This window comes from Actinomycetospora sp. 2LY8.5, from assembly GCF_057180585.1.
The window spans coordinates 203,077-216,470 of sequence record NZ_JBXUHE010000005.1 but is presented as its reverse complement, the minus strand read 5'-3'; the positions used below and the strand labels follow the sequence as shown (position 1 = coordinate 216,470).

Here is a 13,394-nt window from a genome sequence, read left to right as displayed (position 1 = left end):
CGAGGGCCGGCCGGCATCGTCGTCTCCGGGGCTCCGTCAAGGTCTCAGTTGCCGGGTCCGAGGCCGTGTCGAGCGCGCGACGTCAGGGATGGCGTCCTGTTGCGGCGACTCCGATCCCAAGCCCGATCATCGTCAGCCCGCCGGCACCGCCCAGCCGACGAAGGCGCCTGGGTGAGGTGGCAAACCAGTCGCGCGCCGAGCCGGCACCGAGGGCCCAGACCGCGTCCATCACGGCTGCCAGCGTGCAGAACACGAGCCCGAAGACGGCGACCTGCAGGCCGACCGCTCCCCGAGCGGAGTCGGTGAACTGCGGAAGCACCGTCGCGAAGAAGACGATGGCCTTGGGGTTGGTCAGCCCAACGACCGCGCCCTCGACGAACGCCCGGCCGGGCGCAGGCGCGCCTCCAGACTTGGTCAGCGCCTCCGCGAGCTGGCCTCGGTGGCGGTAGGCCTGGAGACCCAGCCAGACGAGGTAGGCGGCGCCGGCGAACTTGAGGACGACGAGAGCAACCGCGATGCGTTCCACGAGCAGACCGACGCCGAGCGAGACACCGGCCAGTAGCACGAGCACTCCTACGTAGTTGCCTGCGGCGGAGACCAGCGCAGCGCGACGCCCCAGCGCGATCGCGCGGCCCAGGATGAACAGCATCCCCGGACCGGGAACCACCAAGAAGACAACCGTGCCGAGAACGAAGATCAGAACTGCCGTTGAGCTGGGCATCTACTCACAGTAGCCTCGCCCGCAGGGCGCCCAGCACGACGAATGCCGCACCGACCGAAGGACGAACAACAGTCATTCCTTGACCGTCGCGTTCTCCCGACAGCAAGTCTGTTTCGTCGTTCCGACGTGTCGCGGAGATTGTCGCGGAGATTACTGGTTCAGGGGTACTCGATGAGACCCGTCTCGATTGATGCTGGCGCTATCGCTGCCCCAGCCGAGGCTGTCTCAGGACAGCTAGGCACGAACGACCGATGACGGGCCGGCGTTCGTGCGTGGACCCCACGTCGGCTCCAGCGCCGCCTGGCTCTCGCCGTTCCGGGCGAGGACCGCGATCCGACGGTCGAGACGCGTCGCTGAGCCCCCGGCCCGGCCACGCTCCGACACGATGACACCGTGTCGTCCGTGCGCGGATGCCTCATCAGCCTGCTCGTCCTCGTCGCCGTGGTCGTGGGCGTCGACTTCGGGGCGCGCTGGATCGCGGAGGATCGCGTCGCCGTGGCGCTGCAGGACTCGCTCTCGCTGCCCGCCGAGCCGGCCGTCGACGTGCGCGGCTTCCCGTTCCTCACCCAGGCCCTGTCCGGGGAGTTCGACGACGTCGAGCTCTCGGCGCCGGGCATCCGCTACGGCGAGCTGCAGGACCTCACGCTGACCGCGCGCCTCTCCGGGGTGTCGGTGCCGCTCGAGAGCCTGGTGAACGGGCAGGTCCGCGAGATCCCCACCGAGCAGGTCGTCGCCGCGGCGCGGGTGAACCCCACCGACCTCGCCCGTCTGCTCGACGTCGGCGAGCTGACCATCGAGCCGCTCACCGCGGCCGACCTCGAGCGGCTGCGCGCCGAGGCCGACGCCGACGACTCCGGGGCCTCGGGCAGCAGCAGCGCCCTCGCCGACATCGACCCCGCGTCGGCGGTGCGCCTGACCTCGACGCGGACCGTGGCCGGCCAGCCGGTGCAGGTTTCCGTGATCGCGTCCTTCCGGCTCTCCGGCGGGCGCATCACGCTGCAGGCGCGCGACATCCGCGCCGAGAGCGGCGAGGATGCCGCCGGGCAGATCGCGGCCGGCGCGCTGCGCCGCCAGCTCGCGGGATTCTCGACGAGCGTCGACCCCGGTCAGCTGCCCTTCTCCATCACCGCGACCGACCTGCGCGCCGAGAACGGTGAGCTCGTCGTGTCCGGGACGGCGCGCGACGTGGACCTGCTGGCCCGCCCGGGGTCGTGACGGGGACCGCTGACACAGTGAGCCCCATGCACGACATCCGCTGGGGGATCGCCGGGCCCGGCCGCATCGCCGCGAAGGTCGCCGAGGACCTCGCCCTGGTCGAGGGCGCCACGCTCACGGCGGTCGGCTCGCGCTCGGCCGAGCGCGCCCGGGCCTTCGCGGAGAGGCACGGCGCCCCGAACGCCCACGGGTCCTACCGCGAGCTCGTCGACGACCCGGATGTGGACGTCGTCTACCTCGCCACGCCACATCCCCAGCACGCGGCGCTCGCGGTGGCCTGCCTCGAGGCCGGCAAGGGCGTGCTGGTCGAGAAGGCGTTCACCGCGACGCTCGCCGGCGCGTGGCGGGTCGTCGACACCGCGCGCACCCGCGGCGTGTTCGCGATGGAGGCGATGTGGACGCGCTTCCAGCCCGCCGTCGTGCGGATGCGCGAGCTCATCGCCGAGGGCGCGATCGGCGAGCCGCGCTCGGTGCAGGCCGACCTCGGCACCGTGCGCGACGTCGACCCCACCGACCGGCTCTTCGCCCCCGAGCTCGGGGGCGGCGCGCTGCTCGACCTCGGCGTCTACCCCGTGTCGTTCGCCCAGATGGTGCTGGGCGCGCCGGACCGCGTCACGGCGGTCGCGTCCCGCGAGACCACCGGCGTCGACGCGGACGGGGCGATGCTGCTGGCGTTCGAGGACGGCCGCTACGCGACGCTGCAGACGTCGTTCCACAGCCCGTCGCCGGGCCAGGCGCGGGTGTTCGGGACGACGGGCTGGATCGACGTGCTGCCCCGGTTCCACCACCCGAGCACGATCGTCCTGCACCACGACACCAACGACCCCGGCGAGCGCATCGAGCTGCCGGCCACCGGCGCGGGCTACTTCCACGAGCTCGTCGAGGTCACCGAGTGCCTGCGCGCGGGCCGCAGCGAGAGCGCCGTCATGCCCCTCGACGACACGCTCGCCGTGCAGGGCGTGCTCGCCGAGGCCGCGGATCAGCTCGGCCTCGTCTTCCGGGAGGACGACACCGCGGTGTGACCCTGCTTCCCGTCCGGCGCCCTACCCTGCACCGGAACGGCAGGAGGTGTCATGGCCGATCGGGAGCAGGACTCGTCCCGGGGCACGTCCCCGCACAGCGGCCTGCGGCGCGCCACCACCGAGCGCGCGATCCTCGACTGTCTCGCCGCCGAGGACGGGCCGTTGACCCGGGCCGAGCTGTCGCGCCGGACGGCCATCTCGCCGCCGGCGATCAGCGAGGCCGTGCGCCGCCTCGAGGCCGACGCGGTCCTCGTCGCCGTCGGCCCGCGCTCCGGCGTGCCGGGCGCCGTCGCGACCCTCTACGACCTGGCGCCCGGGGCCGGCGTCGTCGTCGCGGTCGAGATCAACCGCGGCGTCGTGCGTACCGCCGTCGGCGACCTCGCCGGTCGCGGCCTCGAGCGCGCCGACCACGACCCGCCCGACGACGGCCGCGTCGCCCCGCGCCTCCATGAGGTGCTCACCGCCCTCGGCGAGCGGTGGCGTGCCGACGGACGCCCGGTGCGCGCGGTGGCGGTGTCGATCGCGAACCCCGTCGACCCGGCCACCGGCCGGGTGGTCCAGCTGCACGAGTCCGCCTTCCCGGCGGGGGTGGTGGGCGTCGACGACGTGCACGGCGTCGACCCGGCGATGGTCGTGCTCGACAACGACGTGAACTTCGCGGCCCTCGCCGAGCGCGACCACGGCGCCGCGGTCGACACCGCGACGTTCGCGTACCTCTACGTCGGCGAGCGGCACAGCGTCGGGCTGGGGCTGGTGCTCGACGGCGTGCTGGTCCGCGGAGCACGAGGTCTCGCCGGCGAGATCGGCTACCTCCCGTTCGGCGAGGGCTCCGGGCGCCTGCGGTTCGGCGAGGCGGTCGCCGCGCAGTCCCTGGTCGCCGGGGGCTCGCTCGACGACGCGGCGCTCGCGCGCGCCGGGCGCACCCTGGGCGAGGCGGCGGTGGCGGTCTGCGCGATCATCGACCCCGCGCTGCTGGTCCTGGGCGGCCCCGTCGGCCTCACCCCCGGGCTGCGGCCGCACGTCGAGGCCACGGTCGCCGAGCTGGCGCCGCGCGAGGTACCCGTGGTCGCCGGCGCGCTCGGTGAGAGCGCCCCGCTCTGGGGCGCGCTGGCCGAGGCGCGGCGCCGGGCCTGGGAGAGCCTGGTCTCCGGCCGGGGCTGAGTGGCGCGGCACGCCGGTTCGGTCCCGCCTCCGGTGGTCACGCCGGCCGGTCAGGTCCAGACCCATTGCGCCGCGTCCTCGACGAGCGCGCGCTGCGCGGCGTGGTCGTCGATCCGGGCGGCCTCGGCGTCGCGGTGGGTGTCGAGCAGGACGTGGGTGGCGCCGAGGGCGCGGAGCTCCCCGAGATCGGCCCGGATCTGGTCGGGGCGGCCCTCGCCGGTGAGGCGGTCGCCGTCGGGGCGCCGCTCGGCGGTGGTGTGCAGCACGACCCGCGGGGCCAGCGCGGGCACGGGGCGCCCGGCGTCCGCGGCCGCGGACCGCAGGCGCGGCAGCCCGGTCGTCCGCAGCCAGCCGGCGGGCGTGCGCAGGGGGTGCCAGGCAGCGCCGAAGCGGACGGCGCGGTGCCGCGCCGCCGCGCCGTTGCCGCCGACCCACAGCGGCGGGTGAGGACGGCGCCGCGGGCGGGGCCGGGTGTCGACGTCGGTGAACGCGACGTGGCGCCCGGCGAAGCTCACGACGTCGTCGGACCACAGCGCGAGCAGCGCGCGAAGGTACTCGTCGGTGATCTCACCGCGGCGGCGCGGGTCGAGCCCGAGCGCGGCGAACTCGTCGTCCGCCCAGCCGACCCCGACGCCGACGAGCAGGCGGCCGTCGCTGAGCTGGTCGAGTCCGGCGAGGCTGCGCGCGGTCAGCAGTGGGTCGCGGTAGGGCACGACGAGCACGGTGGTGCCGAGCTCCACCCGGTGGGTGACGCCGGCGAGGTAGCCCAGCAGCGTCAGCGGCTCCCAGAACGGGCCGGGGTAGGCGGCGGTGACGTCGGGGGTGGCCGCGACGTGGTCGCCGACCATGAGGAAGTCGAACCCGGCGTCCTCGACGACCGCGGCCCAGGCCCGCAGCGAGTCCGCGGTCGCCGCCGGCCCGAAGTTGGGGACGGTGATGCCGACCTTCATCCGCACGCTCGCGCCGGGGCCGGCTCCCACGTCATGCGCTCGGTCTCGCCGGAGCGGCGCGCCCGTTCCGCCGCCCAGACGATGCGGTGGCTGGTCAGCGCTTCCTCGATCCCGGTCAGGTTGCCGGCGGGCTCGTCGCCGGCGACCGCCCGGAGAAAGGCCCGCACCAGCTCCTCGTCGCCCTCGTGGTGCGGCGCGCGCCCGTCGCCGGTGGTCACCGTCTCGACGGCCCGGTCCGGGTGCGCGCGGAAGTCGTGGAAACGCAGGACCCGCCCGTCGCTCTCGACCGCGCCGTGGGTGCCGAACACCCGGGTCTGGCGCGGGGCCGGCTCGGAGAACGCGGTGACGGTGTGGGTCGCGGTGATCCCGCTGTCGAACTCGAACGCGACGACCTGGTGGTCGACGACGTCGTTGTCGCACCAGTAGACGCAACGCCCGTAGGGCCCGTCGCGCAGCGCCTCGTCGAGGGCCTCCGGGGTCGGCACGTCGGTGACCGCTCCGAGCAGCTGGTGCTCCCAGTCGGGATCTCCGAGGCACGAGTGGTAGAGCCGCGGCGCGGAGTACGGGCAGGTCGGCTCGACGGCGCAGTCGAGGCACCGGGCCGCCGCGCCCTCGGGCCGGCGGTCGGACCGGAAGTGGCTCAGCCGCCCGAACGACGCGAGCCGCGCGGGGCGGTCGCCGATCAGGTGGGTGAGCAGGTCGATGTCGTGGCTGCACTTGGCGAGCAGCAGCGAGGACGCGAGGTCCTCCCGGCGCCACGACCCCCGGACGTAGGAGTGGGCGAAGTGCCACGCGCCGACCGGCTCCAGGTGCTGGACCGACACGAGGTCGCCGATCCGCCCGTCGCGGAGCCCGGCCACCAGCGCTCGGGTCGACGGCGCGTAGGGCAGCGGGTGGCAGATCGTGAACTGCACGCCCGCGCGCCGCACCGCCGCGGCGACGCGCCGGGCCTCGGGCTCGTCGGGGGCGATCGGCTTCTCGCAGATCAGGTGCAGCCCGCGCTCCGCGAACGCGACGGCCGGACCGGCGTGGTCGTGGTCCTGGGTCGCGATGACGACCACGTCGACGAGACCGGCGCCCCGCTCGGCGAGGTCGCTCCAGTGCGCGAACCGGGCGGCGGCGGGCACGCCGTGGGTGTCGGCCACCTGCTCGCGACGCAGCCGGACCGGCTCGGCGATCGCCGTCACGCGGCCGCCGGCCCGCTGCACGTTGCGGGCGTGCAGCCGGCCCCGGCCGCCCGCGCCGACGATGCCGACCCGCACCGGACCTGGCCCGAGGCTCACGCGCGCTCCTCCCTGCCGCCGCTCGCTCCGAACCGTCCATCCTGCCCCCATCGGGGAACACGCGGTGGCCGGTGATCGCGGCCACCCGCCCGCTCGTCCGTGCGACGGACACGACGTTCCATGATCTTGCGTCCGACCCGTTACGTTCTCGTGACCCACATCGTTGCTCCGTAAAGCTCCCCAGCTTCTACGGCGAACGGCCCACTGCGGCCGTGACGCCCGAAGGGCGCTCCCGCCACGTCGCCCGCCCCGAAGGGAACTCCTCATGACCGGTGCACTGAGCCCCTCCCACTGGCTGATCATCCTCGTCGTCCTGCTGCTCCTGTTCGGCGCGAAGCGTCTGCCCGACGCCGCCCGCGGCATCGGCCGGTCGCTGCGCATCTTCAAGGCCGAGACCTCGGCGCTCTCCGAGGACGAGAAGGCGAACGAGAAGGCGGACGAGAAGGCGAACGAGAAGGCGAAGACCGCCGAGGAGACCCCGGCCCCGGAGCCGGCCGCCCTCGGCACGGCCCGTCACGCCCACACCACGCCGATGCCGGCCCACACCTCGAACGGCTCGACGGTCTGAGCGTGTCCGCCCCCACCCGCCGCCTGCCGCGGTGGTGGCCCGGACGGCGGCGCCGGGACCCCGGGGAGACCCTGACGCTCCTCGACCACCTCCTCGAGCTGCGCCGCCGCCTGGCGTGGGCACTCGTCGCGGTCGCCGTGGGCACCGTGCTCGGGTTCGTCTGGTACGAGAACTCGGTCCTCGGCGTCCCGAGCCTCGGCTCGCTGCTCATCCAGCCCTACTGCTCCCTGCCCCCGACCGCCCGGGCGGGACTGAACGGCACGGACTGCCGCCTGCTGGCGACGGGCCCGTTCGACCAGTTCCTGCTGCGGGTCAAGGTCGCGGCGACCGCGGGCGTGGTGCTCTCCGCGCCGGGCTGGCTGTCCCAGCTGTGGGCGTTCGTCACGCCCGGGCTGCGCCGCGGCGAGAAGCGCGGGGCGGTGCTGTTCATCAGCACGGCCTCGGTGCTGTTCGCGGGCGGCGCGATCCTGGCCTACCTGGTCGTGGCCCAGGCGCTGAGCTTCCTGCTCATGATCGGCAACTCGGTGCAGACGACGGCCCTGCGCGGCGACGAGTACTACTCGCTCGTCCTCTCGCTCATGGTCGTCTTCGGCGTCGGCTTCCTGACCCCGCTGGTCGTGGTCATGCTCAACCGCGTCGGCGCCGTCTCGTACGCGAAGCTCGCGAGCTGGCGGCGCGGCATCATCTTCAGCGCCTTCCTGTTCGCCGGGATCGCGACGCCGGGTGGCGACCCGATCTCCATGGCGGTGCTCGGCGCGGCGCTCTGCGTGCTGCTCGAGATGGCCATCCAGGTCTGCCGCATCCACGACCGCCGCACGGCGCGGCGTGGCCCGGGCTGGGACGACCTCGACGACGACAGCCCCTCCCCGCCGCCCGAACCGGTCGGCTGACCCCCTCGACACCCAGGAGGTGAGGATCCGTGCTCGGACTGGGCATGGGTGAGCTCGTCCTGCTCGCCCTCGTCGGGTTCTTCGTCATCGGCCCCGAGCGGCTCCCCGGCGCGATCCGCTCGCTGGCCGGCGCCGTGACGCAGGCCAAGCAGTACGCCTCCTCGCTGCGCGAGCAGGTGGACTCCGCCGCCGACCTCGCCGAGGTCCGCCGGCAGCTCGACGAGCTGCGGGAGCCGCTGGCCGAGATCCGCTCGGCGGACCCGCGCCGCGCGGCGCGGGAGGCCTTCCGCGAGGTCCCGCCGCCGCCGGTGCGGCCGGCGCGGGTGCGCTCGCACCTCTGAGCTCTCCCACCGAGGTCACGGTCGGGGACGCCACAGCGCGCCCTCGATCGCCTCCGGGCTCTCGGCCGGGGCCGCGCGGAGGGAGCTCAGCTCGTCGAGGTGCTCGGCCATCGCCAGCGCCGAGAGCGCGGCGTCGAAGGCGTCCTCGGTGGCGACCACGTCGTCGCGCAGGGCCGCGGGAACGCGGGGGTCGTCCCGGACGGCCGCCCGACGTGCCGCTTCCGAGCGCTTCACCACCGGCCCCGTGTGCACGCGCGGGTAGACCTCGAGCAGCGTCGCGACCCCGGCGTCGTCGAAGGGCCAGACCGCGAGCCCCGCGGCGCGGAGGCGGGCGAGGTGGGGCATCCCGCGCAGCGAGCCGGTGCCCACCGCGCCCGCGCCGCCGATCTGGAACGTCGAACCGGGGGCGAGCCCGTCGGCGCGCGCGGCCTCCTCGGTGACCCGGAACCCCGGCCGCGCCGGGTCGGACGGCGGGCGAGGTGTCGCTCCGCGGCCCCAGAACGGTGGGCGACACTCGCGCAGCCAGCGCTCGCCCTCCCGGTCGACGAGGTCCCACAGCGCGGCGACGTCGGCGCACCCGTGCTCGCGGGCGAACCACGCCGGGAGCGCGAACGAGAAGTCGAGTCCGGCCACGAGGGGCCCCGCCTCGGCGCGCTCGCGCAGGAGCGCGGCGACCCCGTCGCGGTCGAGGCCGGCGCGGACCTCGAGCAGCCGGCCCGGCACCGCCGTCGCCACCCGGATGCGCCGGTGGGCCGCGCGCGCGTCGCCCGACCAGTCGACCGCGACGGCCTCCACTCGCTGCCTCCCTGACCTGCCGTTCGCCTCGCCTGAGAGACCGTTCAGCGCGACTGCCCACCGCTCGTCCCGTTCAATCGACCACCACGCTTTCCGGTGGCCCTTCGTCGCACCGATTGCCGGGCCGGGGACGGCGAGGTTGAGTCTTCGCGGGCCGTTCACCGCAGCTGCAGATGCGACGAACGGTCTCCTTCGTTCATCCTTACGCGAGGAGACCACTCATGTTCCGCCGCACTGCCTCGATCGTCGCCCTCACCGGTGCCGGATTGCTCGCCGCCGCACCGTTCGCGATCGCCGACCCCGTGATCGACGACGACGACGCCGTCGTCGACGACACCGACGTCGGCGTGCTCAACGATCTCACCGTCCTGCCCGTCCAGGCGTGCGGCACGGAGGTCGGCGTCCCGATCCTGTCGGACATCCTCTCGCCGGACGACGCGTCGGGGCCGGACGCGGCGTGCAGCGTGGTGGACGACGTGGACGACGTGGACGACGAGGCCGACGAGGCCGACGGCTGAGGCGTGTCCGGCCCGCGGGCGGACCGGGCGGCCCCGAGCCGTCCGGCCGGCCCGCGGTCGGTCTCAGCCCACCAGGACCCGGCTCGGCTCCGCCGCCGAGGCAGTGATCGCCGGGAGCCGCAGGCGCACCGCCGTGCCGACCCCGGGCCGGGTGTCGACGTGGACGTCGCACTGCGAGCCGAACGTGGCGTGCAGCCGGCGGGACACCTCGGCGATGCCTCCGTGGCGGCGGTCGACCTGGGAGGCGGAGCGCGTCGCCTCCGGGCCCATCCCCGCGCCGTCGTCGGACACCGTGATCACGCAGTCGGACCCGGAGCCGGCGGCGAAGACGCTGACCGACCCGCCGCCGGGCACCGGCTCGATGCCGTGGCGCACGGCGTTCTCCACCAGCGGCGCCACGACGAACGGCGGCACCAGCACGCCGCGCACCTCGGGCGCCACCGCGACCTCGGCGCGCAGCCGCTGCCCGAAGCGCGCCTGCTCGAGGGTGAGGTAGCGCTCGGCGTTGTGGAGCTCGTCGCCGACGGTGGTGAGCTCGCCGCCCGAGCGGAACGAGTAGCGCGTGAAGTCGGCGAACTCGGTGAGCAGCTCGCGCGCCCGGCCCGGGTCGGTGCGCACGTAGGACGCGATCGCCGTGAGCGTGTTGTGCACGAAGTGGGCCGAGAACCGCGAGCGCAGCGCCGACTCGACGTCCTCGGTGGAGGGCGCCGCGACGACGTCGGCGGGCGTGGCCGGGGTGCGGCGGCCGGCCGGGGCCGTGGCGCCCGGCGACTCGGCGATCTCCAGGTCGTCCAGCTCCAGGTCGGTGTCGACCACGGGCGCGGACAGCACCGGCGCCTCGACGGTGGCGGGATGCGCGGAGCGCAGGCCCTGCCAGACCGGGCGCTCGAGCAGGCCGGTGGCGGTCCAGCGGCGGTGCTCGACCTGGCCGACGAGGCGGGGCGCGAGCCAGTGCACGGAGCCGCTGTCGCCCTCCGGCAGCGGCGTGGCGAACGGGCTGACGGGGCGCCCGAGTGCGGTGAGGACCCCGTCGAGCTCGCGGCGCGCGGCCGCGGTGACGCCGGTGACGACCCGACCCGAGTAGCTCAGGCCCGCCTCGCCCGGCACGCCGACGAGCAGGGCGCCGACCGTGCCGGGGCGGCCGCGGGCGGGGACCCAGCCGCCGACGACGACGTCCTGCGTGCGACGCACGGCCGTCTCGATCCAGCTCCGCGAGCGCCGCCCGACCTGGTAGGTCGACTCCAGCCGTTTCGCCACCACGCCGTCGAGCCCGTAGCGCCGCGCCGTGTCGATCACGGCCTCGGCGGCGACGCCGGTGAAGAACGGCGGGATCACGACACGGCTCCCGGAGAGATCGAGTTCGGCGAGGAGCTCACGACGCTGGCGGTACGGCAGCCTGCGGGTCGACGCGCCGGCCACCTCCAGCACGTCGAAGACGTAGTACGACACGGGGACCTGGGTCTGGAGGATCTCCGAGGGGTGCGCGACACGGTGGCGACGGCGCAGCTTGCCCGCGCTCGGCCGCCCGACCCCGTCGAGCGCCACCACGACCCCGTCGAGGACCAGGCCCTCGGTGCTCGTCCACGGCGCGGACACCCCGAGCTCCGGGAAGTGGGACGTGACGTCGCGGCCCGCGTCGGTGACCAGTCGCAGCCCGTCGGCGTCCGTGCGGGCGAGGCAGCGCAGCCCGTCCCACACGAACTCGAACGCCCAGCCGGCGCCGCGCGGGATGTCGCCGGCACTCGCGAGCATGGGCCGCCCGGGCGAGGCCTCTCCGGCGGACGTGCCGACGGCGTCGCCCGCGAGCCCGGTGGCGAGGGTCGCCACGTCGGTCATCGGCGCCTCCTCCCGGGCACGTCGCACCGCACGCCGACTCCGGTGATCGCCGGCACGTTCCACGGTAGACGCGCGGTCCGACGCCGGCACCGAACTCGCGGACGCGGCGCGCGCGGACTGCGACCGGGGACCACCGAGCAGCGACGAACGGTGGAACGCCGGGTGGCGTGCGGGTGAGGGGCCGTCAGCCCGCCACCAGGCCGACCGCGACGACCGTCGACGGCCGCGCCGGCACCGGGCCGCTCGGCTCGATCGACACGGCCCAACCGCGCGGCCCGGGGTCGCCGGGAGTGGCTAGACCGGCCGGTGCGCCGAGCGGGCGTGTCATCCCGTCGTCCGGGTCCATGACCGCCACCGCCTCCGGGGCGTTCCCCGGCATCCCGGTCGCCCAGACCACGTAGTCGCGCGCGTTGCCCGTCGGTGGGAGGTCGAGCGCGACCAGGCGGACCGGCGCGGTCGCGTCCGCCGGGTCGACGAGGACCGCGGCCGGCGTGCCGGTCTCGGAGCGCAGGACCGTGGTCCGGGCGCCCGGATCGCGGTCGCGGGCGTCGTTCACCACCCGGTCGGCCTGGTCGGCCAGCGCCGTCCCCGGGTCGCCCGAGGGCGTCGACGCCGTGGGCAGCACGCCCTGGGCGACGATCAGCCCGACGCCGAGCACCACGGCGGCGACGAGACCGCCCGCGGCGGACAGGACGCGGCGCCGGCGGCGGGGTGCGGGAGCCGGCGGGTCCGCGGGAGCCGGCTCCGGGGACGGCGGCGCGGGCGTCGCGGGTGCGGGGGTCGCCGGTCCTGGCTGCGGTTCGGCTCGGGCCGCGTCGAGGATCCGCCGCCGCAGCCCCGCCGGCGGCTCGACGGGCGGCACCGCCCCGCCCAGCGAGGCCACGACGTCCAGGGCCTCGTCGCGGGCCCGCCGGCAGATCGCGCAGTGGGGCAGGTGGGCCTCGATCGCCCGGTTCTCGTCGGGCTCGAGGGCGGAGAAGGCGTGACCGACGGCGTCGTCACGCAGGTCGCACGTGGTCACGAGAAGTCCCCGAGGACATCGGCGGCGCCCAGCGCCGGCCCGAGCAGCACCCGCAGGCGCGCGACCCCGGCGAACATCCGGGACTTGACGGTGCCGATGGGCACGCCGGTCAGGCTCGCGACCTCGCGCTGCGAGTAGCCGCCGTAGTAGGCGAGGCCGAGGGCCGTGCGCTGCTCGGTCGGCAGCCGGCGCAGGGCCGCGCGCACCTGCTCGCCGATCACCGCGCCGAGGGCCTGGCGCGCCGCGGACGGCCCGGCCGCGGCCACGCCCTCCTCGGGCTCGCCGGTCGTCGGGTGGTGTCGGCGGCGGGTGGCCTCGCGGCGCACGGCGTCGACGGACTTGTGGTGCACGAGGGTCATCAGCCAGCTCGCGACCGTCCCGCGCCCGGGGTCGAAACGGCCCGGGTCGCGCCACAGGGCGAGGAAGACCTCCTGGACGACGTCCTCCGCGAGCCCCTCGTCGCCGCAGATCCGGCGCGCGAGCGAGTACGCGGGCCGGCCGTAGCGCTGGTAGAGCGCGTCGAGTGCGGCCTTCTCCCGGCCGCCGAGCCGGCGGACCAGTGCAGCGTCGGCGGCGGCCGCCCCGGGCTCGGCCGTCTCGACCACCTGCTCGACCAGCTGCTCGACCACCGGGCCACCTCCTCGTCGGCTTCCTGGGCACCGTTCGCCCAGGGGTCGCCGGCGGTTCGGCCGTTCGGAGTGATCGTGATCCCGCCGTGGCCTCGCTACGCGGCCAGGTCCCGCTGCAGATCGTCCCGTGCCTGCTCGAGGGCCCGGAGACGTCGCGCACGGGCCGGGACGTGCTCGTCGGCGAGCAGGTGCGCGATCTCGCCCTCCACCGCGGCGAGCCGCTCCCGCGCGGCCGCCCGGGCGACCACCCGTTCGGCCTCCCAGGCGATCTGCCGGGCCGCCGCGCCGACCCCCAGCAGCCGCTGTCCCTGCTCGAACCAGTTGCGTCGGAGTCCCATGCGGCTCCTCCTCACGTCGTCGCGACGCCTACTAAACCGGTTCAATCGAGCGATCCGCAAGGCACTGGGCGAAATCGATGGAGCAGGAATTGAACCGGTTCACACC

At 75.3% G+C, this 13,394-nt stretch carries 15 protein-coding genes; 7 read left to right on the top strand and 8 right to left on the bottom strand.

Annotated features, from left to right (window positions below; genetic code table 11):
* Positions 1 to 82: 82 nt before the first annotated feature.
* A complete protein-coding gene (locus AC2A1K_RS09485; RefSeq protein ID WP_483896066.1) occupies positions 83 to 721 on the bottom strand; it encodes a LysE family translocator in 639 nt (212 codons plus the stop codon).
* Between the two features lie 402 nt (positions 722 to 1,123).
* Here AC2A1K_RS09485 and AC2A1K_RS09480 point away from each other — a divergent pair, with 402 nt between their 5' ends.
* The 3 genes from AC2A1K_RS09480 to AC2A1K_RS09470 are packed head-to-tail and all read left to right on the top strand — an operon-like array spanning position 1,124 to position 4,119.
* The gene (locus tag AC2A1K_RS09480; RefSeq protein ID WP_483896065.1) at positions 1,124 to 1,936 is read left to right on the top strand and encodes an LmeA family phospholipid-binding protein; all 813 of its coding nucleotides are present in this window, start codon (positions 1,124 to 1,126) and stop codon (positions 1,934 to 1,936) included.
* Between the two features lie 26 nt (positions 1,937 to 1,962).
* Entirely contained in the window at positions 1,963 to 2,958 is a 996-nt protein-coding gene (locus tag AC2A1K_RS09475) for a Gfo/Idh/MocA family protein (protein ID WP_483896064.1), read from the top strand.
* 51 nt (positions 2,959 to 3,009) lie between these two features.
* On the top strand, positions 3,010 to 4,119 hold the full coding sequence (locus AC2A1K_RS09470; protein ID WP_483896063.1) for an ROK family transcriptional regulator: 1,110 nt from the start codon (positions 3,010 to 3,012) through the stop codon (positions 4,117 to 4,119).
* Between the two features lie 50 nt (positions 4,120 to 4,169).
* On the opposite strand, the gene AC2A1K_RS09465 is transcribed toward AC2A1K_RS09470, so the two are convergent.
* Complete coding sequence (locus tag AC2A1K_RS09465) at positions 4,170 to 5,099, bottom strand: TIGR03619 family F420-dependent LLM class oxidoreductase (RefSeq protein WP_483896062.1); 930 nt, start codon at positions 5,097 to 5,099, stop codon at positions 4,170 to 4,172.
* Positions 5,066 to 6,352, bottom strand: a complete 1,287-nt coding sequence (locus tag AC2A1K_RS09460) for a Gfo/Idh/MocA family protein (RefSeq protein WP_483896061.1) — start codon at positions 6,350 to 6,352, stop codon at positions 5,066 to 5,068. Before AC2A1K_RS09460 ends, AC2A1K_RS09465 begins: the two co-directional genes overlap by 34 nt.
* A 265-nt stretch (positions 6,353 to 6,617) precedes the next feature.
* Here AC2A1K_RS09460 and tatA point away from each other — a divergent pair, with 265 nt between their 5' ends.
* From tatA to tatB, 3 genes are read left to right on the top strand one after another with little or no spacing between them, the layout of a single operon-like run.
* Positions 6,618 to 6,920 (top strand): Sec-independent protein translocase subunit TatA, encoded by a 303-nt coding sequence (gene tatA / locus AC2A1K_RS09455; RefSeq protein ID WP_483896060.1) that lies wholly within the window; start codon positions 6,618 to 6,620, stop codon positions 6,918 to 6,920.
* Positions 6,921 to 6,922: 2 nt separating this feature from the next.
* Positions 6,923 to 7,810 carry a twin-arginine translocase subunit TatC gene (gene tatC / locus AC2A1K_RS09450; RefSeq protein WP_483896059.1) on the top strand — a complete coding sequence of 296 codons (888 nt, stop codon included), beginning with the start codon at positions 6,923 to 6,925 and terminating at the stop codon, positions 7,808 to 7,810.
* 29 nt (positions 7,811 to 7,839) lie between these two features.
* The gene (gene tatB / locus AC2A1K_RS09445; RefSeq protein WP_483896058.1) at positions 7,840 to 8,151 is read left to right on the top strand and encodes a Sec-independent protein translocase protein TatB; all 312 of its coding nucleotides are present in this window, start codon (positions 7,840 to 7,842) and stop codon (positions 8,149 to 8,151) included.
* 15 nt (positions 8,152 to 8,166) lie between these two features.
* Here tatB and AC2A1K_RS09440 read toward each other — a convergent pair whose 3' ends face one another.
* Entirely contained in the window at positions 8,167 to 8,946 is a 780-nt protein-coding gene (locus AC2A1K_RS09440; protein ID WP_483896057.1) for a hypothetical protein, read from the bottom strand.
* Between the two features lie 221 nt (positions 8,947 to 9,167).
* Between AC2A1K_RS09440 and AC2A1K_RS09435 the strand changes: the two genes are divergently transcribed.
* Positions 9,168 to 9,464, top strand: coding sequence for a hypothetical protein (locus AC2A1K_RS09435; protein WP_483896056.1), 297 nt, complete (start codon positions 9,168 to 9,170; stop codon positions 9,462 to 9,464).
* A 63-nt stretch (positions 9,465 to 9,527) separates the two neighbouring features.
* Here the strand turns inward: AC2A1K_RS09435 and AC2A1K_RS09430 are convergent, their stop codons facing one another.
* The 4 genes from AC2A1K_RS09430 to AC2A1K_RS09415 all read right to left on the bottom strand — a co-directional run bounded on the left by AC2A1K_RS09430 (position 9,528) and on the right by AC2A1K_RS09415 (position 13,288).
* On the bottom strand, positions 9,528 to 11,300 hold the full coding sequence (locus tag AC2A1K_RS09430) for an ATP-dependent DNA ligase (RefSeq protein ID WP_483896055.1): 1,773 nt from the start codon (positions 11,298 to 11,300) through the stop codon (positions 9,528 to 9,530).
* A gap of 184 nt (positions 11,301 to 11,484) precedes the next feature.
* Positions 11,485 to 12,321, bottom strand: coding sequence for a hypothetical protein (locus AC2A1K_RS09425; protein ID WP_483896054.1), 837 nt, complete (start codon positions 12,319 to 12,321; stop codon positions 11,485 to 11,487).
* Entirely contained in the window at positions 12,318 to 12,950 is a 633-nt protein-coding gene (locus AC2A1K_RS09420; RefSeq protein WP_483896053.1) for an RNA polymerase sigma factor, read from the bottom strand. Before AC2A1K_RS09420 ends, AC2A1K_RS09425 begins: the two co-directional genes overlap by 4 nt.
* Before the next feature lie 95 nt (positions 12,951 to 13,045).
* On the bottom strand, positions 13,046 to 13,288 hold the full coding sequence (locus tag AC2A1K_RS09415; protein WP_483896052.1) for a hypothetical protein: 243 nt from the start codon (positions 13,286 to 13,288) through the stop codon (positions 13,046 to 13,048).
* Between the last annotated feature and the right edge of the window lie 106 nt (positions 13,289 to 13,394).

Bases quoted from the DNA above. Each gene is read 5' to 3' on its own strand.
- AC2A1K_RS09485 (WP_483896066.1), bottom strand. From the start codon at position 721: ATGCCCAGCTCAACGGCAGTTCTGATCTTCGTTCTCGGCACGGTTGTC.
- AC2A1K_RS09475 (WP_483896064.1), top strand. From the start codon at position 1,963: ATGCACGACATCCGCTGGGGGATCGCCGGGCCCGGCCGCATCGCCGCG.
- AC2A1K_RS09470 (WP_483896063.1), top strand. From the start codon at position 3,010: ATGGCCGATCGGGAGCAGGACTCGTCCCGGGGCACGTCCCCGCACAGC.
- tatA (WP_483896060.1), top strand. From the start codon at position 6,618: ATGACCGGTGCACTGAGCCCCTCCCACTGGCTGATCATCCTCGTCGTC.
- AC2A1K_RS09435 (WP_483896056.1), top strand. From the start codon at position 9,168: ATGTTCCGCCGCACTGCCTCGATCGTCGCCCTCACCGGTGCCGGATTG.
- AC2A1K_RS09430 (WP_483896055.1), bottom strand. From the start codon at position 11,300: ATGACCGACGTGGCGACCCTCGCCACCGGGCTCGCGGGCGACGCCGTC.
- AC2A1K_RS09415 (WP_483896052.1), bottom strand. From the start codon at position 13,288: ATGGGACTCCGACGCAACTGGTTCGAGCAGGGACAGCGGCTGCTGGGG.